Source organism: Paraburkholderia sp. CHISQ3 (genome assembly GCF_030464945.1).
GTDB lineage: Bacteria > Pseudomonadota > Gammaproteobacteria > Burkholderiales > Burkholderiaceae > Paraburkholderia > Paraburkholderia megapolitana.
Map to the genome: position 1 here is coordinate 75,663 of NZ_JALPRG010000008.1, position 23,987 is coordinate 99,649.

The following is a 23,987-nucleotide window of genomic DNA, read 5'->3' on the forward strand; positions in this document are numbered from 1 at the left end:
CGGGTTGCATGCTGGGCAAAAAAGGAGACATTGCATGGCAAAGAAGCCCGAGCTGGACGATTTCCGCGTGCCGTTCTTCAACGTCGGCAAGAAGGCGGAACAATTCGCGCTCGACGATTTCGATCCGGCGGTAAAGCCATTTTCGACTGGTAGCAAGGAGTCGGATCGTGCGCGCCTTGCCGAGATCGGTGCGCAGCTCGACGCGCTGCAGGAGCGTCTGCACACGCAAAGCCGGCAACGTGTGTTGCTCGTGCTGCAGGGTATGGATACCAGTGGCAAGGACGGTACGGTCCGCGCCGTTTTTCACGAAGTCGATCTGCTTGGCCTGCGTATCGTGTCGTTCAAGGCACCGACGCCCGTCGAAGCCGCGCACGATTTTCTCTGGCGCGTGCATGCGCAGGCGCCCGCTGCCGGCGAGCTGACCGTCTTTAACCGTAGCCACTACGAAGACGTGCTGGTACCGGTCGTGCTCGGCACGCTCGACGATGCCGCACGCGAACTGCGCTACCGGCACATCCGCCAGTTCGAGGCGTTGCTTGCGGAGAGCGGCACGACTATCGTCAAATGCATGCTGCACATTTCGAAGGACGAGCAGCGCGCGCGTCTGCAGGCACGCATCGACGATCCGGACAAACACTGGAAGTTCGACGTCGCCGATCTCGAAGCGCGCAAGCTGTGGGGCAAGTACCAGACTGCGTATCGCGATGCGCTCGCGGCGACTTCGACGGAGATCGCGCCGTGGTACGTGATTCCCGCCGATTCAAAGACGCATCGCAACGTGATGATCGCCGAGTTGCTGCTGCGTGCGCTCGTTGGCATGAAGCTCGAGTATCCCCCGGCGAAAGCATCGCTGAAGGGTTTGAAGGTCGACTAGGGCCTGACGCAGCATCGGTTTGCTCGCGTTGCGCTTCGTTATCCCATCCATTGCCAAGAAAGGAACACCATGTTGCGCGTGATCACCGCCAATCTGAACGGCATCCGCTCCGCAGCCAAAAAGGGCTTCTTCGAATGGTTCGGCACGCAGGATGCCGACGTCATATGCGTGCAGGAAATCAAGTGCTCGCAGGACGACATGACACCCGAATTCCTCGCGCCGCACGGCTACACCGGCTACTTCCAGCACGCGGTCAAGAAGGGCTACAGCGGCGCGGGCGTCTACACGCGTCATAAGCCGGACAAGGTCATCATCGGTTTCGGCAGCGAGGAGTTCGATCCCGAAGGACGCTATGTCGAATTGCGCTTCGGCAAGCTGTCGGTGATCTCGGTGTATGTGCCGTCGGGATCGAGCGGTGAAGAACGGCAGCAGGCCAAGTTCCGCTTCATGGATGAGTTCATGCCGCATCTCGCCGCGCTCAGCAAGAAACGCGAAGTGATCGTGTGCGGCGACGTGAACATCGTTCACAAGGAAATCGATATCAAGAACTGGAAGGGCAACCAGAAGAATTCAGGCTGCCTGCCGGAAGAGCGCGCGTGGCTCACGCAGCTCTTCGACGAGGTCGGTTATGTGGACGTGTTCCGCACGCTCGACCAGCGGCCGGAGCAGTACACGTGGTGGAGCAATCGCGGCCAGGCGTATGCGAACAACGTCGGGTGGCGGATCGACTATCAGATCGCGACGGCGGAAATTGCCGGCAAGGCGAAGCGCTGCGATGTGTTTCGCGATATCAAGTTCAGCGACCACGCGCCGGTCACCGTCGATTACGCGCACAAGCTTGCAGGCTGAGTGATGCGGCGCGCGGCTCTAAACGGGCCGCCCGCTATTTGCGCGCCGTAGCCTGCCGCGAGCGGTCGGTAGCCGCATAACCGGGCGACCCGTCGACGTCCTTGCCGAGCGCCTTCGCGTACAGCGGCAACATGTCCGGCAAACGCTTGATGATGTCCTGGCGGCGCGCGGCACTATACGGATGCACATAGATGTAGCCGCCATTGCGGTTGCTGTGCGTCGCGGCCGCGAGCTTGTCCCACAGCGTGACGGCCGCGCGCGGATCGTAGCCTGCGCGCGATGCGATTTCGCTGCCCATTACGTCGGCTTCGGTTTCGTCGGCGCGTCCGTATTTCATTTCCAGCAGCTGCGAGCCGATGCCGAGCGGCGCGGCGCCAAGATCCGCAAGACCGAACAGCTGCGGAATCGAACCCGACGTGAACTGCGCCGCCTGCTGCTCGCCGAGCCGCTCGCGTGCATGTTCGCGCAGGGCGTGTGCGATCTCGTGGCCGATCAGCATGCCGAGTTCGTTGTTGTTCAACCGCACGCGATCGAGCAGGCCGCTATAGACGACGATCTTGCCGCCGGGCAGGCAGTACATGCGGATATCGGGCGACTGCACGACGGCCACTTCCCATTTCCAGTTCTTCGCGCGCTCGTTCCACTTCAGCGAGTACGGAATCAGCCGGTTTGCGATGTCGCGCACGCGTTGCACGCGCACATCGTTGTTCGGGTACAGGCGATTCGCGTGATCGGCTCCGTGGACGATTTGCTCGAATTCTTCGGCGGCCTGGTTCTCGAGTACCTGCGACGGAATCAGGTTGCGAAACACGGCGCTGTCGCCGTAGCGGATCTGCTGGCCGCTCTGGTAGGACGGAGAGGCAGTGGCGCTTGGGCTTGATGTCGGTGTGGGTGGCTTCGCGGCGCTGACTGGTGACGATGCGGCCGGAACCGTCGAAGCGGCTTGTGGCGCGGATGCGCTGCTGCTTGCCGCGGCGGAAGACGAGGGAGCGGCGCTTGCGGCGGTCGCAGCGTTCGGTACGCCCCGTGCAAGAGGTGTCGCGGCGGTGGCAGATGCTGCGTCCGCAGCGAAGGCAACGGCGGCCGGGACGAGCCACAATCCGCTCAGAGCAAGCGCGATGCACAGCAAACGCGGTAGCAGACGGCGCAACGAAACGATCCCGCTCACGACCGCGCTCTCCACGGAGCGATGCGAAACAGCAGCAGCATGCCGGGCAGTGCAAGCGCGGTACACGCGATGAAATAGTCGAACCAGCCGATCTGCGCGACCACATAGCCGCTCGCCGCCGAGGCGAGCGTGCGCGGCACCGAGGCAAGGCTCGTGAAGAGCGCGAACTGGGTAGCGGTGTAACGCGGGTCGGTCGTGCTGGCGATATAGGCGGTGAAGGCCGCCAGCGTAAGACCGGTCGAGAAGGTTTCGAACCCGTAGACGAGTGCGAGCGCAACCGACATCGGATCGAACTGCACCGTCCAGCCGATACCGAAGAACGACAGCAGTTTCGTCAGTCCCTGTCCGCCCGCCGAAGCAAACCCATAGAGCGAAGCGAGCACCGGCGACGCCGGCCCGACATGCGCGAGCCACGCAAAGCCGAGCGTCGACACCATCTGCAGCACGCCGAAAATCCACAGCCCGCGACCGATGCCGATGCGCATCAACCAGATCCCGCCGATGATCCCACCCGCGAGGCTCGCACCGAACGCAGTCGTCTTCGCGATCACGCCGATCTGCGTACGCGTGAAACCGATGTCGAGAAAGAACGACGTCGATAGCGTGGTCGCCATCGTATCGCCGAGCTTGTACAGAAAGATGAAGCCGAGCACGAACAGCGCGCCGCGCCAGCCGTCACGTCGCACGAATTCCTGGAACGGTTCGACGATCGCAGCGCGCAGGTTTTTCGGCGGTACGCCATGCACTTCGGGTTCGCGTACGACGAGCGTCATGATCATGCCCGGCAGCATGAACGCGGCCGTCACGGCGAACACCGTGGTCCACGGCAGATGATCGGAAAGAATCAGCGCGAGCGAACCGGGCACGAGCGCCGCGATCTTGTAGGCGTTCACGTGCACAGCGTTGCCGAGCCCCTGCTCCGTGTCTCTCAGCAGTTCGCGCCGGTACGCATCGACGGCGATGTCCTGGCTTGCACCGAAGAATGCGACCAATGCGGTCAGCGCGGCGACGGTCCAGATCGACTCGCGTGGCGACACGAAGCCAAGCGTACCGATCGCGCCGGCCACGAGAATCTGCGTGACGAGCATCCAGCCGCGTCGCCGGCCTGGCCGCCAGCCGGGCAGCCGCGGCAGGTAGCGGTCCATCAACGGCGCCCAGACGAACTTCCAGGTGTACGGGAACTGGATCAGCGCGAAGAGGCCGATTTCCTTCAGGTTCACGCCTTCGGAGCGCAACCAGGCCTGCACCAGATAGACGAGTGTGAAGAGCGGCAATCCCGATGTGAAGCCGAGAAAGACGCAAATCAGCATGCGCGTGTTCAGGAACGCGCGCCAGCCAGGATGTTCTTCGTGTGCGGTAAGTGCGCGCGCCTCGTGCGGCGGGTTCGACATGAAAATGTTCAGCGTGAGCTTTTCTTGACGCGATAGACCGCAAGACTACCACGCCAGTTCACCCCCCAACGTACCGCCTGGCCGCCGTGCAGCACCGCCCGGTCGAGAATTTCGATGCCGACTTCGGGCGCCAGCGCCTCGAAATCGCGGATCGTCAGCACGCGCACGTTCGGCGTGTTGTGCCACTGGAACGGCAGCGTTTTCGACACCGGCATGCGGCCACGCAAGACCGACAGGCGGTGCGCCCAGTAGCCGAAATTCGGAAACGACACGATGCATTCGCGGCCGACCCGCACCGTTTCGCGCAGGATCGCGGCGGTCTGGTGGATGGTCTGCAGCGTTTGCGACAGGATCGCGAAATCGAAGCTGCCGTCTTCGAAGAGACGTAGTCCGTCTTCGAGATTCTGCTGGATCACGTTCACGCCGTTCTTCGTCGACGCCAGCACACCGGCATCGTTGATCTCGATGCCGTAGCCGGACACTTCGAGCTCTTCGGTGAGCAGCGACAGCAGCGAGCCATCGCCGCAACCGAGATCGAGTACCGTCGAGCGCGGTTCGACCCAGCGGGCGATGGCGCGGAAGTCGGGGCGTGTCGCAAGATAATCGAGTGCGCGCTGGTTCATGCGTTCACCTCGGTGGCAATCCGTTCGTAGTAGGCGCGCATCAGGTTGTGATAGCGGTCGTCGTCGAGCAGAAACGCGTCGTGACCGTGCGGCGCGTCGATCTCGGCATAGGTGATCTGGCGTTTGTGATCGAGCAGCGCCTTGGCCAGTTCGCGCGAGCGTGTGGGCGCGAAGCGCCAGTCGGTCGAGAAGCTCGCAATCAGATACTTCGCCGTGGTGTGCGCGAGCGCGGCGGTGAGATCGCCGTCGAAGGCTTTGGCCGGATCGAAGTAGTCGAGCGCGCGCGTGATCAGCAGGTAGGTGTTCGCGTCGAAGTAGTCGGCGAACTTGTCGCCCTGGTAGCGCAGATACGATTCCACTTCGAATTCGACGTCGAAGTTGAAGTTGTACGCGTCTTCGGCACCTTCTGCGCGACGCAGCGCGCGGCCGAATTTGGCGGCCATGTCGTCGTCGGACAGATAGGTGATGTGGCCGATCATCCGCGCGACGCGCAGGCCGCGCTTCGGCTTCACGTTGTGCGCGTAGTAGTTGCCGCCGTGGAAGTCGGGGTCCGACAGGATCGCCGAGCGCGCGACCTCGTTGAATGCGATGTTCTGCGCGGACAGCTTCGGCGTCGACGCAACCACGATGCAGTGCGCGACGCGCTCCGGATACATCATGCTCCATGCAAGCGCCTGCATGCCGCCGAGGCTACCGCCCATCACCGCGGCAAAGCGCTCGATGCCGAACGTGTCGGCGACGCGCGCCTGCGCGTTGACCCAGTCTTCGACGGTGACGACCGGAAAGCGCGCGCCGTACGGCTCGCCGGTTGCAGGATCGATACTCATCGGACCGGTCGAGCCGAAGCACGAACCGAGGTTGTTCACACCGATGACGAAGAAGCGGTTGGTGTCGAGCGGCTTGCCGGGGCCGACCATGTTGTCCCACCAGCCGACTTCCTTCGGCTCGCCCTCATACACCCCCGCCACATGATGCGACGCGTTGAGCGCATGACAGACGAGCACGGCATTGCTGCGCGCAGCGTTGAGCGTGCCGTAGGTTTCGACCATCAGGTCGAAGCCGGCTAGCGAGCTGCCGTTCTGCATGAGCAGCGGCTCGGAGAAATGCATTTTCTGGGGAACGACGATTCCGATCGATTCCATTCAATCCGCCTTCTGACAGGGGCGGCTAAACGGCGTCGGCGATGCGCGGGAAGGAAGCGGGATGCGCGGCTGACGACCTCTTTAGCCGCATTTATAGTGAACCGCAGGGCCAGGCAAGCAACACAGGCCGGGAGGTTCGCGCGCCCGCAATCGAGTCAGCAAATCGGCGCGCTGCTGTATGACACCGACAGGGCCGGCGAACAGCAAAGGAGCGCAAAGTATAGCGGAAAAATCCGCGCGACAGCGCCGGCTACTGCAGGATCAGCCGCAGCTGGGCATCGGCATGTTCGTCCGGCATCCGCACGAAGCCGCTGCGCGCATAGCGATGCCAGCGCCCGACGATATAGCTGACGAGCAGGCTCGCCCGTACCGCAGGATCGTAGTCCGCGGGCAGCGGGACGGCCGCAGCGCTGTCGGCCCGCGCGTTCGAGTCCATCAGTCCGAGCCGCAGACATTGCTTGAGCGACGCCTCGACACGCTCGAGCATCTGGTTGACGCGTTCGGTGAGCCGTTCGTGTTCGCCGACCAGCGCCTCGCCGGTCAGCACGCGGGTCATGCCGGGGTTCTTCGCGGAGAAATTGAGCAACATCAGGGCGATCGAACGGGCCTGCAACACACCGTTCTGCTCTTTCGCGACGATCTGGTTGATCAGTCCGAAGATGGTCTGCTCGATGAATTCGATCAGTCCTTCGAACATTTGCGCCTTGCTGGCGAAATGCCGGTACAACGCCGCTTCCGATACGCCGAGCCGTGCGGCGAGCGCCGCCGTGGTGATTTTTTCGCTTTTCGGCGCCTCGAGCATCGTGGCGAGCATCTGCAGGATGTGGACCCGCCGCTCGCCCGGTTTCAGGCGCACGGCGCGCCCGCCGCTGGCCGCCGCGGCCGCGGCGGCGGTTGCTCCGGTTGTTCCTGTCGGGTCTTCGGTTACGGCTTCGTCATGCTTGTGAGTCGGTTGCATGTGTGTCGCCCCTCAATCGCCCGTGGCGGGTGCCCCATCGTAACGATTTTAGCGAACGGATGCGCCAGTCGATATAGTGCGGCCGGCCCGTGCCCGGTAGCGGCGCGGCTACGCCGTCGCGGCGCGACTGCTTCGGCAGGTGACCGGTGATCCAGATCGTGCGGATACCGAGGTGCCGGTAGTTTTTCAGATGACTGCGCGTATCTTCGACGAGGATCGCGTCGGCAAGCGACACATGCGCGTCGCGCATCGCACGGCGCAGCATCGAAGCATCGGGTTTGGCACGCCAGACACCGCCGTGCTGCATGTGTTCGATGGCGATCACGCGTTCGAACAGCCGCTCGATGCCGAGCTCCTGCAAGACCGCGTGCGCATACGCTTCGGGCGCGTTCGTGATGATGATCTTGCGGCCGGGCAGCGCGGCGACGAGCCGCGCGAGGCCGCGCTCGCTGCGCACCATCGAAGGCAGGTCGTGGAACGTGTGCACGACCTTCAGGAAGTCGTGCGGGTCGATTGGGTGATGGCGTGTCAGACCGAGCAACGTTGCGCCGTAGCGCTTCGTGTAGCCGGTGCGCAGACGGTTTGCTTCGTCGAGGTCGACCTGCAGCGTGTCGATGATGTACTGCGTCATTCCCTGATTGATAACGGGGAAGATCGCGTGCGACGCGTGATGCAGTGTGTTGTCGAGGTCGAACAGCCAGACGGGCTTGCCCGATTCAATGCGGGGGCGCCGGCGTCGTGGGCGGGAAATGCGCATCGATTGCCGGGGCCGATCCAGTTTGTCGCTCAGTTGCCGGCTCAATGCGAGCGGATCATCGTGCCGAACGGCTGTTCGGTGAGAATTTCGAGCAGCACCGAGTGTTCGATGCGGCCGTCGATGATGTGCACCGAGCGCACGCCGCTCTTCGCGGCGTCGAGTGCCGACGAGATTTTCGGCAGCATGCCGCCGGAAATCGTGCCGTCGGCAAACAGCGCGTCGATTTCGCGCGCCGACAGGTCGGTGAGCAGGTTGCCTTCCTTGTCCATCACGCCGGGGATGTTGGTCATCATGACCAGCTTTTCGGCGTTCAGCACGACCGCGAGCTTGCCCGCGACCAGATCGGCGTTGATGTTGTACGACAGGCCGTCTTCGCCGAAACCGATCGGCGAGATGACCGGAATGAATGCGTCGTCCTGCAGCGCTTTCACTACCGCCGGATTGATCGCCTCGACTTCGCCGACCTGGCCGATGTCGACGTACTGACCGGGGTTGTCGCGATCCGGCATCAGCAGCTTGCGCGCGTGAATCAGGCCGCCGTCCTTGCCCGTGAGCCCCACCGCGTGGCCGCCGAAGTGGTTGATCAGCGTGACGATGTCCTGCTGCACTTCGCCGCCGAGCACCCATTCGACGACTTCCATCGTCTCTTCGTCCGTGACGCGCATGCCCTGGATGAAGGTGCCCTGCTTGCCGATCTTCTTTAACGCCTGGTCGATCTGCGGACCGCCGCCGTGCACGATGACCGGATTGATGCCGACGAGTTTCAGCAGGATCACGTCGCGCGCGAAGCCCTGCTTGAGACGCTCTTCGGTCATGGCGTTGCCGCCGTATTTGATGACAACGGTCTTGCCGTGATACTGGCGGATATAGGGCAGTGCCTCGGCGAGGATTTCAGCCTTCAGGCGGGGCGCGATCTGCGAAAGGTCGGGAAGTTCGGACATGGCGGCTGGCTCAGGCACGGAACAGTTGAAACAAGCGCGAATTGTACAGGACTGGCGCGCTGCAACAGCCTTTTCCACGCGGGTGTTGGCGGCGCGCCGCAGTCTTTTTCCGCACTGCGCCACGCGCGGCGTTTGCTGCTGCCGCCAGTCGCCCCTTGTACCGGGCCGGACGGCGCCGGAGCGCTGTTTTGTCGCTGGCGCAGGGCATGTGGGCGGCGGGCGGACGTGGCATCATGTCCGGGTCGCCCTCGTCGGTGTCATATTTTCGACTTCTTATGAATGCGTCGGCCCATCGTCCGCGCAGTGCCGCCAGCGGCCGCTGTCCGCGCTGCGGCCGTGCATTCGATTGCGGCATGCGGGCCGAACCGGGCGCCGGCGCGCCCGACTGCTGGTGCCGCTCGATGCCCGCGCTGCCGGCCAACCGGCTCAGGGCCGGCCGCGCCTGCCTGTGCCCCGAGTGTCTCGCCGACGAAATCGCGCGCGCCCGGGTGGTGCCCGAGGCGCCCGAGGCGCAATGAACGGCTGCCCGCGCGGCGCCACTACGTAGACAGACTGACTGCATGCATCGCTTCACCAACACCGGCCGCGTCAATCTCGGCCACCTCTTCTGGCTGCGCTGCTTTGCCATCATCGGGCAGCTCGGCACCATTGCCTTCGTGCAGATCTTCATCGGCGTGCATCTGCCGTTGCCGGCGATGCTGCTCGTCATCGGCCTCGAGGCGGCCTTCAACGCGCTGACCTGGCTGCGCGTCGCGCGCGCGCGGCCCGAATCGAATCTCGAACTGTTCGGCCAGATCTGGGTCGACCTTGGCGCGTTGTCGGCGCTGCTGTTCCTGTCAGGCGGCACGACGAATCCGTTTGTGTCGCTGTATCTGCCGTCGCTGGCGATCGCGGCGGCTGTGCTGCCGTGGCATCTGATGATCTGGCTTGCGGTGTTCGCCGCTGCCTGTTACGCGGTGCTCGGCTTCGACTCGGTGCCGTTGAATCTCGACAATCCGGCCAACCTGTTCGACTACTACCGCGCTGGCATGTGGGTGAACTTCATGGTGAGCGTCGGGTTGATCGCGTGGTTCGTCGCGCGCATGTCGCGTGCGCTACGGCAGCGCGAAGCGGCGCTCGGCGACGCGCAGCAGCGCCTGTTGCGCGACGAGCGCGCAGTGGCGCTCGGTGTGCAGGCCGCCACCGTCGCGCATGAGATCGGCACACCGCTATCGACGATCGCGATGCTCACCGAAGAACTGCGCGACGCCGCACGCACTGACGGCGGCCTTGCGCCCTACGCCACCGACCTCGACCTGCTCGAGCAGCAACTGACGCTGTGCACCTCGGCGCTCGCGCGCCTGCGCAGCCGCGCGGCCACCAGCGAGTTGCCGGGCAGCCGGCAGACCGTCGCGGAATGGCTCGATTCGTTCGCGGAGCAATGGCGGTTGCGCCATCCCCATGTGAAGTTTCAGCTGCTCGGCACGCTGCCCGACGACGCCACGCTAGGCGACATTGTCGCTGTCGGCCAGATCCTGACGATCCTGCTCGACAACGCGGCGCGTGCGAGCCGCGACAGCGTGACGCTGGCCGCGGTGACGGCGGTGCGCGGCGATTTCGTCGAATTCGAAGTGTGCGACAAGGGACCCGGCATTCCGTCGTCGCTGCGTGGGTCGCTTGGTGCGATACCGGTCGACAGCACGCAAGGCGGACATGGCGTCGGTCTTTATCTGGCGTTTTCGGCGGCGGTGCGGCTCGGCGGATCGATCGAGCTGACCGACGCCCGCGATACGAAGCCGCGCGGCACGCGCGCGGTGCTGCGGCTGCCGGTGGCGGCACGCGATTCATTGGACGCGAGCCGAACGGGCTCTGCGCCGACCCCTGTGGAGAAAGAAGTATGAGCGACAACAATTTCCTGGTGATCGACGACGACGAGGTGTTTTCCGGCATCCTCGCGCGCGGGTTGACGCGGCGCGGTTTCGTAGTCGCCGAAGCACACAGCGCCGACGAAGCAATCCGGCTTGCGAACCAGCAGAAGTTCGGCCAGATCACCGTCGACCTGCATCTCGGCGACGACTCCGGTCTCAATCTGGTCGCGCCGCTGCGCGAGTTGCAGCCCGATGCGCGGATGCTGGTGCTGACCGGCTACGCAAGCATCGCGACCGCGGTGCAGGCGGTTAAGGACGGCGCGGACAACTATCTCGCGAAGCCGGCCAATGTCGAGACGATTCTGGCGGCGCTGCAAAGCGAAGCGAGTGCGTTGCAGGCGGAAGAGGCGATTGAGAATCCGGTGCCGCTGTCGGTGGCGCGGCTTGAGTGGGAGCACATTCAGCGGGTGCTTGCTGAGAACGGCAACAATGTTTCGGCGACCGCGCGTGCGCTGAACATGCATCGGCGCACGCTGCAGCGCAAGCTTGCGAAGCGGCCGGTCAAGCAGTGAACGTTGCGAATGCGGCCGCTTTGCGTCCCTTCCGATAAGGTCGCCGAATAAAAAACGGGCGGTCCCGCGAATTTCGCAGGACCGCCCGTTCTGTTTATGCGCCCGACGCGCGACCTACGTGCGCAATCAAACGTGACCGCAGCGCCTTAAAGCACGTAGCGCGACAGGTCTTCGTCCCCGGCAACTTCGTTCAGTGCACGGTCCACGTAAGCCGCATCGATCATGACGCTCGTGCCCGCATGATTGCCCGCCGAGAACGATACTTCTTCAAGCAGCTTCTCGATCACCGTATAAAGCCGGCGCGCCCCGATATTTTCCGTTTTCTCGTTGACCGAGAACGCGATTTCCGCGAGACGACGGATGCCGTCGTCGGCGAATTCGAGGTGAACGTCTTCGGTGGCGAGCAGCGCCTGATACTGCTTGACGAGGCTCGCATCGGTGGCCACGAGGATCGATTCGAAATCGCCCACCGACAGCGAATCGAGTTCGACGCGAATCGGGAAGCGGCCCTGCAACTCGGGAATCAGATCGCTAGGCTTCGCAAGATGAAACGCACCGCTCGCGATAAACAGGATGTGATCGGTCTTCACCATCCCGTACTTCGTATTGATCGTCGTGCCTTCGACGAGTGGCAGCAGATCGCGCTGCACGCCCTGGCGCGACACCTCGCCACCGCCTGCTTCGTTGCGCGATGCGATCTTGTCGATTTCGTCGAGAAACACGATGCCGTTCTGCTCGACGTTCTGCACGGCCTTCGTCTTCACTTCCTCGTCGTTGAGCATCTTCGACGCTTCTTCGTCGCTAAGCAGCTTCAGCGCTTCCTTCACCTTCAGCTTGCGACGCGCCTTCTTGCCACCACCGATATTCGCGAACATCGTGCGGATCTGCTCGGTCATGTCTTCCATGCCCGGCGGCCCCATGATGTCCATGCCCGGTTGCGGCATCTCGATGTCGAGTTCGACTTCCTTGTCGTCGAGCTGGCCTTCGCGCAGGCGTTTACGGAAGGTCTGGCGTGTGGCGTTGTCTTCGCTGCCGGCGGATTCCTGCGAACCCGAGCCGAAACCAACCGGACGCGCGCCCGGCAGCAGGATGTCGAGGATGCGGTCTTCAGCCTGGTCCTGCGCTTTCGTACGGACCTTGCGCATTTCGGTTTCGCGGGTCTGCTTCACCGAAATCTCGATCAGGTCGCGCACGATGCTGTCGACATCGCGGCCCACGTAACCGACTTCGGTGAACTTGGTCGCTTCGATCTTGATGAACGGCGCATCGGCGAGCCGCGCGAGCCGCCGGGCGATTTCGGTCTTGCCGACGCCGGTCGGTCCGATCATCAGAATGTTCTTCGGCGTGATTTCCTGACGCAGCGGGTCGCCGACCTGCTGACGGCGCCAGCGATTGCGCAGCGCCACCGCCACGGCCTTCTTCGCGCGGCCTTGGCCGATGATGTGCTTGTCGAGTTCCGAGACGATCTCGGCAGGGGTCATGGTGCTCATCGTGGGTCCTTACTCGATCGTCTCGATGACGCGGTTGTGATTCGTATAGATGCACATGTTGCCGGCGATCTCGAGCGATTTCTCGACGATCTCGCGCGGATCGAGCGCGGTGTTGTCGGTGAGCGCCTGCGCCGCGGCCTGCGCGTAAGCGCCGCCCGAACCGATCGCGCAGATGCCGCCTTCGGGATCGAGCACGTCGCCGTTGCCGGTGATGACGAGCGTGGTTTGCGCGTCGGCGGCAATCAGCATCGCTTCGAGACGGCGCAGCATGCGGTCGGTGCGCCAGTCCTTGGCGAGTTCGACGGCGGCGCGCGTGAGGTTGCCCTGATGCTTTTCGAGCTTGCCTTCGAAACGGTCGAGCAGCGAGAAGGCATCGGCCGTGCCGCCGGCAAAGCCGACCAGCACCTGGCCGTTATAGATGCGCCGGACCTTTTTCGCGCCGCCTTTCATGACGATGTTGCCGAGCGTCACCTGGCCATCGCCGCCGAGTGCGACCTTGTTGCCGCGGCGCACGGAGACGATCGTCGTGCCGTGAAATTGCTCCATATGCGTTCCTTTTGCAAAACGGGGAAAACGGGTGGCGCACTGCGCCACCGCGAAATGCGGGAGAGCGGACGGCGCGGCGCAAGGCGCGCGCACGTGCGACGCATGTCGGATCAATTTTAGGGCGTGCGCCGCCATATCAAGGGCTGGCGATGCGGATCGGGCGGAAAAAGCCCGCGGAGGCAGCGGTAGCGCAGCACGGCATGCCAGGCCTGGCCTTGTACATACGGGCACCGGAGCGGGTAGCCGGTAAAGCCTGCTGCTGGCACCTGCGACGATCCGGTGCCCAAAGAAAAAAGCGCACGGAACACCGTGCGCCTTTCGACGAAGCAATGTAGCGGGGCGCGGGAGCGACCGCGCCGTGGCGGTCAGTCGCCGAACAGCTTCTGGCGCAGTTCGCGGCGCTCCTGCGCCTCGAGCGACAGCGTCGCCGTCGGGCGTGCGAGCAGACGCGGCACGCCGATCGGTTCGCCGGTTTCTTCGCACCAGCCGTAGTCGCCCGATTCGATGCGCGCCAGCGACTGCTGAACCTTCTTCAGCAGCTTGCGTTCGCGGTCGCGCGTGCGCAGTTCGAGCGCATGCTCTTCCTCGATCGTCGCGCGGTCGGCCGGATCCGGCACGATCACGGTTTCGCGCAGGTTTTCGGTCGTCTGGCCGGCATTGCGGAGGATGTCCGCCTGCAACTGTTCGAGCCGGTCCTTGAAGAAAGCGAGCTGAGCCTCATTCATGTAATCCTTGTCGCTCATCTTCAGGATTTCGGCTTCGGTCAAGAGTCGTTTCGTCGTCATCTGGCTTGCTTCTTCAATGTGAGGCAAAACTCATACATATTGCCCGCACTTTCGTGTAGCCCGCAACGGCGTTTCGATGACGCTCACGGAGCGCTGGCGAACACGGACGGTGGGCTGTCGTGACGCCGAAGCGCCGATGCGGGGCCGAACTCCCTCTGGAAACCGATTCGGATCCTCCCGAGGTGATGCTGACCGGTTGCGCGCTTACCAGGCCGCTGGCTAGCCGGTCATGTCGGCATACTTTCCGGACGAGATTTTCCGGTGCCGTTTTCGGGCCTGGCACAAGATGCGCGCTGGCCGGGCAATTCGTTGTCATTCTCCAGTGGGCACGTATTGTAACTGAATCACAATGCGGCACCGCAACTAGGAGGAATCTGAGCCTCCTGCCCCGATTTCTCGAAATATAACGCGCCAACCATCAAAAAGCGATGGGCGCGCGAGGTTTCCGGTTGCAGGGTTTTCGTGGGCGCCACGCACCAGACCGTATGCCGGACCATCGGCCCGGCATACGGCGGCGGAAACCCGGTCGCTCAGGCGAGGCAGGCGTCGAGACCGTCGGTGATCAGATCCTGTGGCAGCTCGATTCCGATGAAGACCATCTTGTTGGTCTTCTTTTCGACCGGTTGCCATTTCGAGGCCAGATCGCTGCCCATCATCTGGTGGACGCCCTGGAACACGACCTTACGGTCGACGCCCTTCATATACAGCACGCCCTTGTAGCGCAGCAGCCGCTCGCCGTAGATCTGCAGGATGCCGCCGAGGAAATCTTCGAGCTTGTTCGCGTCGAACGGGCGGTCGCTGCGGTAGACGAACGACTTGATCTTGTCGTCGTGGTGCGCGTGATGGTGATGGCCGTGCGCGTGGTCGTGGCCTTCATGATCGCATTGGCCATGATCGTGGTCGCAGTTCGCGTGGTCGTGATCATGGTCATGGTCGTGATGCGCGTGATCATGGTCGTGATCGTCTTCGGCGAGGAAATCCGGATCGATCTCGAGCTTCGCGTTCAGGTTGAAGCCGCGCAGGTCGAAGATTTCCTTGATGTCCGCTTCGCCGAAGTTGACGAGCTTGATCGCCGCCTTCGGGTTCATGTGCAGCAGCCGGTGGCGCAGGTCGCCCAGCGTGGTTTCGTCGACGAGATCGGCCTTGGTGATGAACAGCCGGTCGGCAAAACCCACCTGGCGTTGCACGACTTCGTGCTCGTCGAGCTGATGGTTCGCGTGCTTGGCGTCGACCAGCGTGATGATTGCGTCGAGCAGGAATTCGTCGGCGATGTCGTTATCCATGAAGAACGTCTGCGCGACCGGGCCCGGATTCGCGAGGCCGGTCGTTTCGATCACGATGCGCTCGAAATCGAGCTTGCCGTCGCGCTTCTGCGCAGCGAGGTCGGCGAGCACACGGGCCAGATCGCCACGAATCGTGCAACAGATGCAGCCGTTGCTCATCTGGATGATCTGCTCGTTCGTGTCCTGCACGAGGATTTCGTTATCGATGTTTTCTTCGCCGAACTCGTTCTCGATCACGGCGATCTTCATGCCGTGTTTCTCGTTCAGGATGCGTTTGAGCAGCGTCGTTTTGCCGCTGCCCAGAAAGCCGGTCAGGATGGTGACGGGAATCATGTGGTCGCCTGTCTGGATACGTAAATCGGTGAATCGGGGGCGCGCAGCGCTTATGCGCGTCGGCCTGGTCAGATATTGAAACATACCTGTCAAGCCCCTGCTTGGCGGCTAGCCCACACAGGACGGCCGCCCGCGGGGCGATCCGCCGCAAATGAGGGCGATCAGGCGATTTGCAACAGCAGGCCCTTCAGATACTCGCCTTCCGGGAATGCGGTCAGCAGCGGATGATCGACGCCCGCGCCAAGACGCTTCAGGATGCGCGCGTCGACCCGGGCATCGGCCGCCGCGCCGGCGACGATCTTCTGGAACAGCTCGGCGTCGATCGCGCCTGAGCACGAATAGGTGAACAGCAGGCCGCCCGGGCGCAGCAGCCGGCAGCCGGTCAGGTTGATGTCCTTATAGGCGCGTGCCGCGCGGTCCACGTGCTCGCGCGAAGGGGCGAACTTCGGCGGATCGAGCACGACGAGATCGAAGCGCTCGCCGTCGTCGTGGAGGCGGCGCAGCGTCTTGAACGCATCTGCATCGAGCCACTCGGCGCGCGCCGCATCGAAGGCATTGGCCGCAACGTTCTGCTGCGCGAGCGCCAGCGCTTCGCCCGACGAATCGATCGAGACGACCCGTTTCGCGCCGCCTTTGAGCGCCGCCAGCGAAAAACCGCCGGTGTAGCAGAAGCAGTTCAGTACGTCGCGGTCCTGGGCGAACTGCTGCACGAGCGCGCGGTTATCGCGCTGGTCGACGTAGAAGCCGGTCTTGTGGCCGTTGCGCACATCGACGTGATAACGCACGCCGTTTTCGCTGGCGATCAGCGTCTCGGGCGGTTCGTCGCCGGCCAGCACGCCGGTGATCTGCTCGAGCCCTTCCTTCTCGCGGATCGACACATCCGAGCGCTCGTAGACATTCGGGCACCCCGTCACGCCGGTCAGCGCATCGACGATCGCGGCTTTCCATGCTTCGACGCCGGCCGCCATGAACTGACAGACGAGCTGTCCGCGTCCATCGTCGGCGGTGTAGTGGTCGACGATCAGACCGGGCAGCCCATCGGCCTCGCCGAAGATCAGCCGGACGGCGCCGGTATTGCGCACCATCGTTTGCCGGTGCGCGAGCGCGCGTTGTACGCGGCGCTTGAAGAACGCGTGATCGATCGGTTCGGCTTCGTCGAAGCTCCACACCCGCGCGCGGATCTGCGAATGCGGGCTATAGGCGGCGCGCGCGAGAAAGCGGCCGTCGTGTGCGCGTACCAGCACGGTCGCGCCCTGCGCCGGCTTGCCCTCGACGCGATCGATCGCATTCGCGTAGACCCACGGATGGCGGCGCTGCAGCGATTTCTCTTTCGACGGTTTTAGCGTAACGATATTCATGACTCATTTCGTAGAGGGATTCAGCACGGCGGTGCGCCGGCTGTGAGCGCGTGAGCACGCATGCGGAAGACTTCAGCCGCGCTTCTTTGCGCGCGGGTGCGCCTGGTCGTAAATGCGCGCGAGATGCTGGAAATCGAGGCCCGTATAGACCTGCGTAGCGGTGATGCTGGCGTGGCCGAGCAGTTCCTGTACGGCGCGCAGATCGCCGCTCGACTGCAGCACGTGCGTCGCGAACGAGTGACGCAGCACGTGGGGATGCACGTTGGCCGGAATACCCGCCACGAGCGCCGCGCGCTTCACGCGATCGCGCACGACGTTCGGCGACATCCGGTTGCCGCGCACCGACAGAAACAGCGGATGTGGATCGTGTTTGACGAATTCGCCGCGCACCGCGAGCCACGCGCGCAATGCATCGATTGCCTTGCTGCCCACCGGTACGACGCGTCGCCGGTTGCCTTTACCGAGCACTTCGACTTCAGCGGAGTCGAGCTTGAGCCAGCCCGCCGATTGATAGCCACCGACGCTCGCGTACTGCGCATCGAGCCCGACGAGTTCGGCGAGCCGCAGCCCGGACGAATAGAACAGCTCGAGAATCGCGTGGTCGCGGACACCTTCGGTGCCCTCGGCGGCAGGCGCTTCCATCAGACGGTGTGTGTCGTCGACGGAGAGCGCCTTTGGCAGCGTCTTCGGGCGCTTCGGCGCACGCACGGTCGCGACCGGGTTGGCCGGCAGATCGATACGTCCCGCGAACCAGCGATAAAACGCGCGCCACGCGGACAGCCGGTGAGCGATCGAGCGCGCCGACAGCCCGCCTGCGTGCGCGCGCGAGACCGCGCCGCGGATATCGATGGCAGTGAGGCTTTCGAGCGCCCTGCCGTTTGCGAGCTTCTTCAGTTCGTCGAGTTCGTGTGTGTAGCCGCGCAACGTATGCGTCGACAGCCGCCGCTCGTGTTCGAGGTTTGAGAGGTAGTCGGCGACGGGATCGGCGGGGGTCACGATGGCGGCGCGCGTTAGCGCGGCAGCAGACGGCTCAGCGCCGCGCTGGCGAGCGCACCGATGTGCGTGAGGAAGTCGGTGGCCATGCCGTCGTGGAAGCGTCGCGGATCGGGCGAGCCCATCACCAGCAGGCCGAAGGCGGTGGCATCTTCGTTGCCCTCGGGATCGCGCAGTGCAAGCAGCGCGATCGATTCGATCGTGTCAGGCGCCGCAGCGTCGCCTGTCGAGTCGTCCGGTACCGCGGCGACGGACGGCGCGAGCCATTGCGCAGCTTCGAAGCCCGAGTTCGCGCCGCAATACGGCGTAGCAAGGCTGTTCGCGAAGATCCGCACTTCTTCGCCGACCTGCCGCGTGAAATCGGCGTGCGCATATTGCTCGGCGACATCCCATACGCGCAGCGCGGCTTGCGGCACATCGAAGACCTCGCGCAGGCCGTGCGCGATCACGCGCGGCAGCGCATACGGATCGCGCTCGGCGATCACACGCTCGGTCCAGCGGTTGAACTTCGACGCGATGCTGTCGTTCTCGTGCCCGTAGCGCACGAGCTCGGCGAGACGGCGTTCGAGGTGCTTGTTCTTGTCGCGCAGCATGTCCATCTGCCGCTCCTGCAGCGACACGGCAGCCTTGCCGTGCGGGTTCGCAAGCCGGATGGTCGCGAGCATCTCCGCGTGTTCGGCGAAGAATTCGGGGTTGGCTAGCAGGTATTCGGCGACTTCGCGATCGTTCATGGTTTCGGCGGATAGGCGCCCGTTGCCGGACGCTGCGTTAAATGAGAAAAATCAGTCGGCCAGCTCGATCTCGCCTGCGAAGACGGTGACGGCGGGGCCCGACATCAGCAACGGTGCGCCGTTCTGCGTACGGTCCCACGAAATGGTCAACGTGCCGCCGTGCGTGTGCACCGTGACCGGCGAGTCGAGCAGTCCGCGCCGGATGCCGGCCGCGACCGCGGCACATGCGCCGGTGCCGCATGCAAGCGTCTCGCCTGCGCCGCGCTCATACACACGCAGGTTGATCTCGCGGCGCCCGACGATCTGCATGAAGCCCGCGTTGACGCGTTGAGGAAAGCGCGGATGGTGTTCGATGATCGGACCGTCGGTGGCGACTGCAAAGGCTTCGGTGTCGTCGACGACCTGCACCGCATGCGGATTACCCATCGATACCGTCGAGATCCAGCGCGTCGCACCATTCACATCGAGCGGCCAGAGCGTGTCGTCGCCTTCGCGGCGGCCGTCGAGACCGCTCGCATCGAACGGCACGTGTGCCGGTTCGAAGATCGGGCTGCCCATATCGACGACAACTTCGCCGTTGGCCTGCATCGTCAACGTGATGATGCCGTTCTGCACCTGGACGCGCACGCTGCTTTTATCGGTCAGGCCCGCGTCGCGCACGAACTTCACGAAGCAGCGCGCACCGTTGCCGCAATGTTCGACTTCGCCGCCGTCGCAGTTGTAGATGCGATATCTGAAATCGACACCGTCGATGGTCGGTTTCTCGACCAGCAGCAACTGGTCCGCGCCGATGCCGAAATGCCGGTCTGCGAGCGCGCGCACCTGCGTGGCCGTGAGATCGAGCGGCTGCGTGATGCCGTCGAGCACGACGAAGTCGTTGCCCGCGCCGTGCATTTTGGTGAATTTCAGTTTCATCCCGCTATTGTAAGGGACGCGCGGGGGCGTTTATGCGTTTGTTGTCGGGGTGCAGCGAGGCGCTAGTCGCGCATCGCGCGCCGCGCCGCAACGCTTCAGTAAAAACCGGGCTCGCCCGGCGGGCGTGTCTTGAAGCGCTTGTGCACCCAGTAGTACTGCTCCGGCATGCGCAGAATCTGCTCTTCGAGGAACGCGTTCATGTAGCGCGCATCCGCCTCGTCGTCGCCGGTCGGATAGTTTTCCCACGGCTTGAATACGCGCAGACGGTAGCCCTTGTAGTTCGGCAGCACCTCGCCGATGAACGGCAACACCTGCGCGCGCCCCACCTTCGCGAACCGGCCGACCGCGGTCAGCGTGCACGCCTGCACGCCGAAGAACGGCACGAAGGTCGAATTGCGCATGCCGTAGTCCATGTCCGCGCCGAGCATCACCGGCTTGCGCTCGCGCAGCCAGCGCAGCACGATGCGCGCGCTGTCCGCGCGACTTGCCAGCTCCGCGTCGAAGCGGCCGCGCGCCGCCTTGGCGACGGCTTCGAGTTCGGGGTTCGACATCGGCTGGTATAGAGAACCGCAGGGCCGATGCAGCGAATAGTTGATGAAGACCGAGCCCGCCTCGATGCCGACAAAATGAAAGCCGAGTAGCAGCGTGGGCGGCATATCGGGGTCGAGGAGATCGACGTCGCTAACCACCTCGATCAGCTTTTCGAGCTTCTTCGCCGAGCCGAACCACTGCACGCTACGCTCGACGTAGCTGCGGATCGCATGGCGGAAGTGCTTCTGCGCGACCTCTTCGCGACGCTCGTCGCTCCATTCGGGGAAGCACAGCTTCAGGTTGATGTGGACGATGCGCCTGCGCCGGCTCGGGATCTGATAGAGCAGCCAGCCGAGCCCGTCGCCGAGGCGCGCGACGAAGCCGTACGGCAGCAGCGCGAACAGTTTCAGCAGGCCAACGGCCAGCTTCACGCCAATCCGGCTCAGCATGAAAATGCTCCGGGCGCGACATTGTGCGGTGCGGTGCCGCTAAATGCGGCAGACGAATGGATATACAGCACGCGTGGGTACTCTGCGACAAATTGAAGAAGTCGCTATAATAAAGGCTTCGCCGAGTTAATAGACAACTTGCGGGGCGAAGCCGGTACAACGATGCATGCATTACGCGTCGAGGCCGGTCTGGAAATCCGCTAAAGCGTCGCCGCTTCAGACACCGAGGCTGGCTACGTGAAACTCAACCGTAACCACACATCAGGAGTCTGTAACGTGGCAAACGATTATCTCTTCACTTCCGAATCCGTTTCCGAAGGCCATCCCGACAAAGTCGCGGACCAGATTTCGGACGCGATTCTCGATGCCATCCTGACGCAGGACAAATACTCGCGTGTCGCAGCGGAAACGCTGTGCAACACCGGTCTCGTCGTGCTCGCAGGTGAAATCACCACGACCGCCAACGTCGACTACATCCAGGTCGCACGCGAAACGATCAAGCGCATTGGCTACGACAACACCGAGTTCGGCATCGACTACCGCGGCTGCGCCGTGCTCGTCGCCTACGACAAGCAGTCGCCGGACATCGCGCAAGGCGTCGACCGTGCGCACGACAACAATCTCGATCAGGGCGCCGGCGACCAGGGCCTGATGTTCGGCTACGCATGCGAAGAAACGCCTGAGCTGATGCCGTTGCCGATCCACCTGTCGCACCGCCTCGTCGAGCGTCAGGCGAATCTGCGCCGCGACGGTCGCCTGCCCTGGCTGCGTCCCGATGCGAAGTCGCAGGTTACGGTGCGCTACGTCGACGGCAAGCCGCATGCAATCGACACCGTCGTGCTGTCCACGCAACATTCTCCGGACATCGAACTGTCCGTGCTGCGCGAAGCCGTGATCGAAGAGATCATCAAGCCGACGCTGCCGGCCGAGCTCATCAAGGGCGACATCAAGTTCCTCGTGAACCCGACGGGCCGGTTCGTGATCGGCGGTCCGCAAGGCGATTGCGGTCTGACGGGTCGCAAGATCATCGTCGATACGTACGGCGGCGCAGCTCCGCACGGCGGCGGTGCGTTCTCGGGCAAGGATCCGTCGAAGGTGGATCGCTCGGCCGCTTATGCAGGCCGTTATGTCGCGAAGAACATCGTGGCCGCGGGCCTCGCGTCGCGTTGCCTGATCCAGGTGTCGTATGCGATCGGTGTGGCGCAACCCACTTCGGTGATGGTCAACACGTTCGGTACCGGCCGCGTATCGGATGCGACGATCACGCGCCTCGTGCAGGAACATTTCGATCTGCGTCCGAAGGGCATCATCCAGATGCTTGATCTGCTGCGTCCGATCTACGAAAAGACCGCGGCGTATGGTCACTTTGGCCGCGAAGAGCCGGAATTCTCGTGGGAAGCCACCGATAAGGCGCTGTTGCTCGCCGAAGCTGCTGGCACGGAGCCGGTTGCCGCGCTCGTGTAAGCAAGCATTGGTTACGGCTGTATCGATCAAACCCCGTACGGCATTGCCTTACGGGGTTTTTTCATGCGCGGCGGTTTTGACAACCCTGAGGGCAACGCCGCCACGCGGCAGGATTTAACGCGTAGCGAACGCGAACGCAAACCACCCGGCGCTACTCGCACCGAGCCTTCGCGGCCGACGGCTTGTGCTGTGCGGCGCGGGAATACGCAGCGTGGATGGCGCACGCAGCGGCGCCGGTTTGCGCAGCAACGTACGCAGCGACAGTCGATGCGACGCGCGCCGGGACCGCAGCGTCGAGAAGAACGCATAGAACCAGGTACGAATGCCGTCGACCGGCCGTGCATCGCGCAATTGCTCGGCGAGTGCGCGGGTGCGGGCGGAGTGATGACGCAGCGCGCGCATGACATGGCGCCGCGCCGGACGCGCCGCAGTGAGCGCGGCGTGGGTGAGTCGGGTGCTAAAAAAATTGTGCATGGCTTCGAAAATGGGCGGCGGCGCGCGCGTCAGGAGATGATGCTGCAACACGCAGCAAGCATGCCAACCGGAACGCCACGTGCGATATCAATCGCAACATGGCGGGCGCGTCGGGAAAGCCGGGAGGGCGATCGAGGTATATCGGCGCTTGTGGCACGGGCCTCTGAGGGCTGCACACACAGCGGAAGGCGGAAATTACAGACGACATGAACGCAGGCTACACGCGATTCATGACTGTCGAAAGTCGGTTTTTACCCTCGCGGCGGTCCGCCCAATCATGCCCTTTGGGAGCGATGCCCGTGCACGCTTGCCCTCGCGTCGTGCAGTGCGCCCCATTGACGCAGGAATCCCGAGGCAGCGCGATCCCGCACGATTTACAATCGAGCCTACAGTCAGTCCAAAGAAGCGGAACACCCCATGTCAGGCCATTCGAAGAAAGAGCAGATCCAGACGCTGCGGGAGCAGGGTTTCGTCGTCGTCTCGGGGCTGGTGTCGCCCGAGCGCTGCGCGCAACTGAAGCAGGTTGCACAGCAGCAATTGCAGGAAGCCGCGATGCCAGCCGAATTCGAGGCGGATCTGCGTTATCCGGGCGCACCGGAATCGAAACACGCGCCCGGTGGCCATACCGTGCGACGCCTGCTCGATGCCTACGGGCGTCACGCGAGCTTTCGCGAATGGTCGACTGCGCCGGAGATCCGCGGCTGGATGGAGTTGTACTTCGGCGAGGAACCGCGTTTGTCGCGTGCGCATCACAACTGCATGATGACCAAGCATCCGACCTACGGCAGCCTGACCGGCTGGCATCGCGATGTGCGCTACTGGTCGTTCGAACGGGACGACCTGGTGTCGATGTGGCTCGCGCTCGGTCCGGAAACGGTCGATAACGGCGGGCTCTGGTTCGTGCCGGGTTCGCACAGCAGGACCTTCACGTCGGACCGCTTCGACAACGCGAAATTCTTCCGCTCGGATCTGCCGGAAAATCAGGCGCTGATCCAGACCGCGTTCTCCCCCGAACTGAAAGCCGGCGACGTCGTGTTCTTCCACTGCAACACGCTGCATTCGGCGGGCAAGAACGTGTCCGACGACGTGAAGTTTTCGCTGGTGTTCACGTATCACGGCGCGAGCAACGTGCCGCTGCCGGGCTCGCGTTCCGCGTCGACACCGGAAGTCGCATTCTAGGGCGTACCGGAAGCCGGGCTAGCGCAAACGCAAGCGCTAGCGTTTGCCCGACACGACGAGCCCGGTCAATCCAGCGAGTGTCGCGACTACACCGCCCACGATCAGATACATCGTGCGGTTAGTCGGCGCACCGGTGAACACCCGCGACACCTCGTTGCTGAACGAGTGGAACGATTGCCCACCGAAATACAGCAGCACCACACCGCCCGCCAGCAATGCGAGCGAAATTACCTTACCCATGAAACGCCTCGTCGATGAAATCGTGGGCCGCAGTGTAGAAGACGCGCGCTGCAACGTCCATCCCGTTGCTCACGCGACGGCCCGTTTCCGCTCG

25 protein-coding genes are annotated in these 23,987 nt (G+C 63.6%); 7 read left to right on the top strand and 18 right to left on the bottom strand.

The genetic code is table 11. The annotated features are described in order from the left end of the window. Window positions 1-34 precede the first annotated feature (34 nt). Both M0D65_RS19895 and M0D65_RS19900 read left to right on the top strand, forming a co-directional pair. Window positions 35-874 (top strand): PPK2 family polyphosphate kinase, encoded by an 840-nt coding sequence (locus M0D65_RS19895; protein ID WP_266254223.1) that lies wholly within the window; start codon window positions 35-37, stop codon window positions 872-874. Between the two features lie 69 nt (window positions 875-943). Further along, window positions 944-1,723 carry an exodeoxyribonuclease III gene (locus tag M0D65_RS19900; protein ID WP_091019407.1) on the top strand — a complete coding sequence of 260 codons (780 nt, stop codon included), beginning with the start codon at window positions 944-946 and terminating at the stop codon, window positions 1,721-1,723. A 34-nt stretch (window positions 1,724-1,757) separates the two neighbouring features. On the opposite strand, the gene M0D65_RS19905 is transcribed toward M0D65_RS19900, so the two are convergent. The 7 genes from M0D65_RS19905 to argB form a co-directional block, all read right to left on the bottom strand. Continuing rightward, window positions 1,758-2,831 (bottom strand): M48 family metallopeptidase, encoded by a 1,074-nt coding sequence (locus M0D65_RS19905; RefSeq protein ID WP_266254424.1) that lies wholly within the window; start codon window positions 2,829-2,831, stop codon window positions 1,758-1,760. A gap of 56 nt (window positions 2,832-2,887) precedes the next feature. Further along, window positions 2,888-4,282 carry an AmpG family muropeptide MFS transporter gene (locus M0D65_RS19910; RefSeq protein ID WP_266254224.1) on the bottom strand — a complete coding sequence of 465 codons (1,395 nt, stop codon included), beginning with the start codon at window positions 4,280-4,282 and terminating at the stop codon, window positions 2,888-2,890. Between the two features lie 8 nt (window positions 4,283-4,290). Continuing rightward, entirely contained in the window at window positions 4,291-4,905 is a 615-nt protein-coding gene (metW, locus tag M0D65_RS19915; protein ID WP_091019414.1) for a methionine biosynthesis protein MetW, read from the bottom strand. After that, entirely contained in the window at window positions 4,902-6,047 is a 1,146-nt protein-coding gene (locus M0D65_RS19920; RefSeq protein WP_266254225.1) for a homoserine O-acetyltransferase, read from the bottom strand. The genes metW and M0D65_RS19920 overlap by 4 nt, the downstream gene beginning before the upstream one ends. A gap of 250 nt (window positions 6,048-6,297) precedes the next feature. Then, entirely contained in the window at window positions 6,298-7,005 is a 708-nt protein-coding gene (gene slmA, locus M0D65_RS19925; RefSeq protein WP_091019418.1) for a nucleoid occlusion factor SlmA, read from the bottom strand. Next, entirely contained in the window at window positions 6,983-7,762 is a 780-nt protein-coding gene (locus M0D65_RS19930; RefSeq protein WP_091019420.1) for a pyrimidine 5'-nucleotidase, read from the bottom strand. The genes slmA and M0D65_RS19930 overlap by 23 nt, the downstream gene beginning before the upstream one ends. 41 nt (window positions 7,763-7,803) lie before the next feature. After that, the gene (argB, locus tag M0D65_RS19935) at window positions 7,804-8,703 is read right to left on the bottom strand and encodes an acetylglutamate kinase (protein ID WP_091019422.1); all 900 of its coding nucleotides are present in this window, start codon (window positions 8,701-8,703) and stop codon (window positions 7,804-7,806) included. 275 nt (window positions 8,704-8,978) lie between these two features. Here argB and M0D65_RS19940 point away from each other — a divergent pair, with 275 nt between their 5' ends. The 3 genes from M0D65_RS19940 to M0D65_RS19950 are packed head-to-tail and all read left to right on the top strand — an operon-like array spanning window position 8,979 to window position 11,122. Next, window positions 8,979-9,221, top strand: a complete 243-nt coding sequence (locus M0D65_RS19940) for a cysteine-rich CWC family protein (protein ID WP_266254425.1) — start codon at window positions 8,979-8,981, stop codon at window positions 9,219-9,221. Between the two features lie 42 nt (window positions 9,222-9,263). Continuing rightward, a complete protein-coding gene (locus M0D65_RS19945; protein WP_266254226.1) occupies window positions 9,264-10,583 on the top strand; it encodes an ATP-binding protein in 1,320 nt (439 codons plus the stop codon). Beyond that, window positions 10,580-11,122 (top strand): response regulator transcription factor, encoded by a 543-nt coding sequence (locus M0D65_RS19950; RefSeq protein ID WP_266254227.1) that lies wholly within the window; start codon window positions 10,580-10,582, stop codon window positions 11,120-11,122. The genes M0D65_RS19945 and M0D65_RS19950 overlap by 4 nt, the downstream gene beginning before the upstream one ends. Window positions 11,123-11,268: 146 nt before the next feature. On the opposite strand, the gene hslU is transcribed toward M0D65_RS19950, so the two are convergent. The 9 genes from hslU to M0D65_RS19995 all read right to left on the bottom strand — a co-directional run bounded on the left by hslU (window position 11,269) and on the right by M0D65_RS19995 (window position 20,536). Further along, window positions 11,269-12,612: an ATP-dependent protease ATPase subunit HslU gene (gene hslU / locus M0D65_RS19955; RefSeq protein ID WP_091019430.1), complete on the bottom strand. Its 1,344-nt coding sequence runs from the start codon at window positions 12,610-12,612 to the stop codon at window positions 11,269-11,271. 9 nt (window positions 12,613-12,621) lie between these two features. Beyond that, window positions 12,622-13,158, bottom strand: a complete 537-nt coding sequence (hslV, locus tag M0D65_RS19960; protein WP_091019433.1) for an ATP-dependent protease subunit HslV — start codon at window positions 13,156-13,158, stop codon at window positions 12,622-12,624. A 365-nt stretch (window positions 13,159-13,523) separates the two neighbouring features. Next, entirely contained in the window at window positions 13,524-13,943 is a 420-nt protein-coding gene (dksA, locus tag M0D65_RS19965) for an RNA polymerase-binding protein DksA (protein WP_091019435.1), read from the bottom strand. Window positions 13,944-14,473: 530 nt separating this feature from the next. Next, window positions 14,474-15,559 carry a GTP-binding protein gene (locus M0D65_RS19970; RefSeq protein ID WP_266254228.1) on the bottom strand — a complete coding sequence of 362 codons (1,086 nt, stop codon included), beginning with the start codon at window positions 15,557-15,559 and terminating at the stop codon, window positions 14,474-14,476. Between the two features lie 161 nt (window positions 15,560-15,720). Continuing rightward, window positions 15,721-16,917 (bottom strand): class I SAM-dependent rRNA methyltransferase, encoded by a 1,197-nt coding sequence (locus M0D65_RS19975; RefSeq protein ID WP_266254229.1) that lies wholly within the window; start codon window positions 16,915-16,917, stop codon window positions 15,721-15,723. Window positions 16,918-16,989: 72 nt separating this feature from the next. Continuing rightward, window positions 16,990-17,913 carry a tyrosine recombinase XerC gene (gene xerC, locus M0D65_RS19980; protein WP_266254230.1) on the bottom strand — a complete coding sequence of 308 codons (924 nt, stop codon included), beginning with the start codon at window positions 17,911-17,913 and terminating at the stop codon, window positions 16,990-16,992. Window positions 17,914-17,927: 14 nt separating this feature from the next. Next, window positions 17,928-18,641, bottom strand: coding sequence for a DUF484 family protein (locus M0D65_RS19985; RefSeq protein ID WP_266254231.1), 714 nt, complete (start codon window positions 18,639-18,641; stop codon window positions 17,928-17,930). Window positions 18,642-18,692: 51 nt separating this feature from the next. Continuing rightward, the gene (dapF, locus tag M0D65_RS19990; RefSeq protein ID WP_266254232.1) at window positions 18,693-19,556 is read right to left on the bottom strand and encodes a diaminopimelate epimerase; all 864 of its coding nucleotides are present in this window, start codon (window positions 19,554-19,556) and stop codon (window positions 18,693-18,695) included. A 95-nt stretch (window positions 19,557-19,651) separates the two neighbouring features. Then, a complete protein-coding gene (locus tag M0D65_RS19995; protein ID WP_091019447.1) occupies window positions 19,652-20,536 on the bottom strand; it encodes a lipid A biosynthesis lauroyl acyltransferase in 885 nt (294 codons plus the stop codon). 276 nt (window positions 20,537-20,812) lie between these two features. Here M0D65_RS19995 and metK point away from each other — a divergent pair, with 276 nt between their 5' ends. Continuing rightward, on the top strand, window positions 20,813-22,000 hold the full coding sequence (metK, locus tag M0D65_RS20000; RefSeq protein ID WP_091019449.1) for a methionine adenosyltransferase: 1,188 nt from the start codon (window positions 20,813-20,815) through the stop codon (window positions 21,998-22,000). Between the two features lie 114 nt (window positions 22,001-22,114). Here the strand turns inward: metK and M0D65_RS20005 are convergent, their stop codons facing one another. After that, window positions 22,115-22,474 (bottom strand): hypothetical protein, encoded by a 360-nt coding sequence (locus tag M0D65_RS20005; RefSeq protein WP_091019563.1) that lies wholly within the window; start codon window positions 22,472-22,474, stop codon window positions 22,115-22,117. A gap of 417 nt (window positions 22,475-22,891) precedes the next feature. Here M0D65_RS20005 and M0D65_RS20010 point away from each other — a divergent pair, with 417 nt between their 5' ends. Further along, entirely contained in the window at window positions 22,892-23,653 is a 762-nt protein-coding gene (locus M0D65_RS20010) for a phytanoyl-CoA dioxygenase family protein (protein WP_266254233.1), read from the top strand. Window positions 23,654-23,689: 36 nt separating this feature from the next. Here the strand turns inward: M0D65_RS20010 and M0D65_RS20015 are convergent, their stop codons facing one another. Further along, window positions 23,690-23,893: a DUF3185 family protein gene (locus tag M0D65_RS20015; protein ID WP_091019454.1), complete on the bottom strand. Its 204-nt coding sequence runs from the start codon at window positions 23,891-23,893 to the stop codon at window positions 23,690-23,692. Between the last annotated feature and the right edge of the window lie 94 nt (window positions 23,894-23,987).

What these genes read in the sequence shown, in the direction of transcription:
- M0D65_RS19895 (WP_266254223.1), top strand. Translation starts at nt 35, where the DNA reads ATGGCAAAGAAGCCCGAGCTGGACGATTTCCGCGTGCCGTTCTTCAAC.
- M0D65_RS19900 (WP_091019407.1), top strand. Translation starts at nt 944, where the DNA reads ATGTTGCGCGTGATCACCGCCAATCTGAACGGCATCCGCTCCGCAGCC.
- M0D65_RS19910 (WP_266254224.1), bottom strand. Translation starts at nt 4,282, where the DNA reads ATGTCGAACCCGCCGCACGAGGCGCGCGCACTTACCGCACACGAAGAA.
- metW (WP_091019414.1), bottom strand. Translation starts at nt 4,905, where the DNA reads ATGAACCAGCGCGCACTCGATTATCTTGCGACACGCCCCGACTTCCGC.
- M0D65_RS19920 (WP_266254225.1), bottom strand. Translation starts at nt 6,047, where the DNA reads ATGGAATCGATCGGAATCGTCGTTCCCCAGAAAATGCATTTCTCCGAG.
- slmA (WP_091019418.1), bottom strand. Translation starts at nt 7,005, where the DNA reads ATGCAACCGACTCACAAGCATGACGAAGCCGTAACCGAAGACCCGACA.
- M0D65_RS19930 (WP_091019420.1), bottom strand. Translation starts at nt 7,762, where the DNA reads ATGCGCATTTCCCGCCCACGACGCCGGCGCCCCCGCATTGAATCGGGC.
- argB (WP_091019422.1), bottom strand. Translation starts at nt 8,703, where the DNA reads ATGTCCGAACTTCCCGACCTTTCGCAGATCGCGCCCCGCCTGAAGGCT.
- M0D65_RS19940 (WP_266254425.1), top strand. Translation starts at nt 8,979, where the DNA reads ATGAATGCGTCGGCCCATCGTCCGCGCAGTGCCGCCAGCGGCCGCTGT.
- M0D65_RS19945 (WP_266254226.1), top strand. Translation starts at nt 9,264, where the DNA reads ATGCATCGCTTCACCAACACCGGCCGCGTCAATCTCGGCCACCTCTTC.
- M0D65_RS19950 (WP_266254227.1), top strand. Translation starts at nt 10,580, where the DNA reads ATGAGCGACAACAATTTCCTGGTGATCGACGACGACGAGGTGTTTTCC.
- hslU (WP_091019430.1), bottom strand. Translation starts at nt 12,612, where the DNA reads ATGAGCACCATGACCCCTGCCGAGATCGTCTCGGAACTCGACAAGCAC.
- hslV (WP_091019433.1), bottom strand. Translation starts at nt 13,158, where the DNA reads ATGGAGCAATTTCACGGCACGACGATCGTCTCCGTGCGCCGCGGCAAC.
- dksA (WP_091019435.1), bottom strand. Translation starts at nt 13,943, where the DNA reads ATGACGACGAAACGACTCTTGACCGAAGCCGAAATCCTGAAGATGAGC.
- M0D65_RS19970 (WP_266254228.1), bottom strand. Translation starts at nt 15,559, where the DNA reads ATGATTCCCGTCACCATCCTGACCGGCTTTCTGGGCAGCGGCAAAACG.
- M0D65_RS19975 (WP_266254229.1), bottom strand. Translation starts at nt 16,917, where the DNA reads ATGAATATCGTTACGCTAAAACCGTCGAAAGAGAAATCGCTGCAGCGC.
- M0D65_RS19985 (WP_266254231.1), bottom strand. Translation starts at nt 18,641, where the DNA reads ATGAACGATCGCGAAGTCGCCGAATACCTGCTAGCCAACCCCGAATTC.
- dapF (WP_266254232.1), bottom strand. Translation starts at nt 19,556, where the DNA reads ATGAAACTGAAATTCACCAAAATGCACGGCGCGGGCAACGACTTCGTC.
- M0D65_RS19995 (WP_091019447.1), bottom strand. Translation starts at nt 20,536, where the DNA reads ATGCTGAGCCGGATTGGCGTGAAGCTGGCCGTTGGCCTGCTGAAACTG.
- M0D65_RS20005 (WP_091019563.1), bottom strand. Translation starts at nt 22,474, where the DNA reads ATGCACAATTTTTTTAGCACCCGACTCACCCACGCCGCGCTCACTGCG.
- M0D65_RS20010 (WP_266254233.1), top strand. Translation starts at nt 22,892, where the DNA reads ATGTCAGGCCATTCGAAGAAAGAGCAGATCCAGACGCTGCGGGAGCAG.
- M0D65_RS20015 (WP_091019454.1), bottom strand. Translation starts at nt 23,893, where the DNA reads ATGGGTAAGGTAATTTCGCTCGCATTGCTGGCGGGCGGTGTGGTGCTG.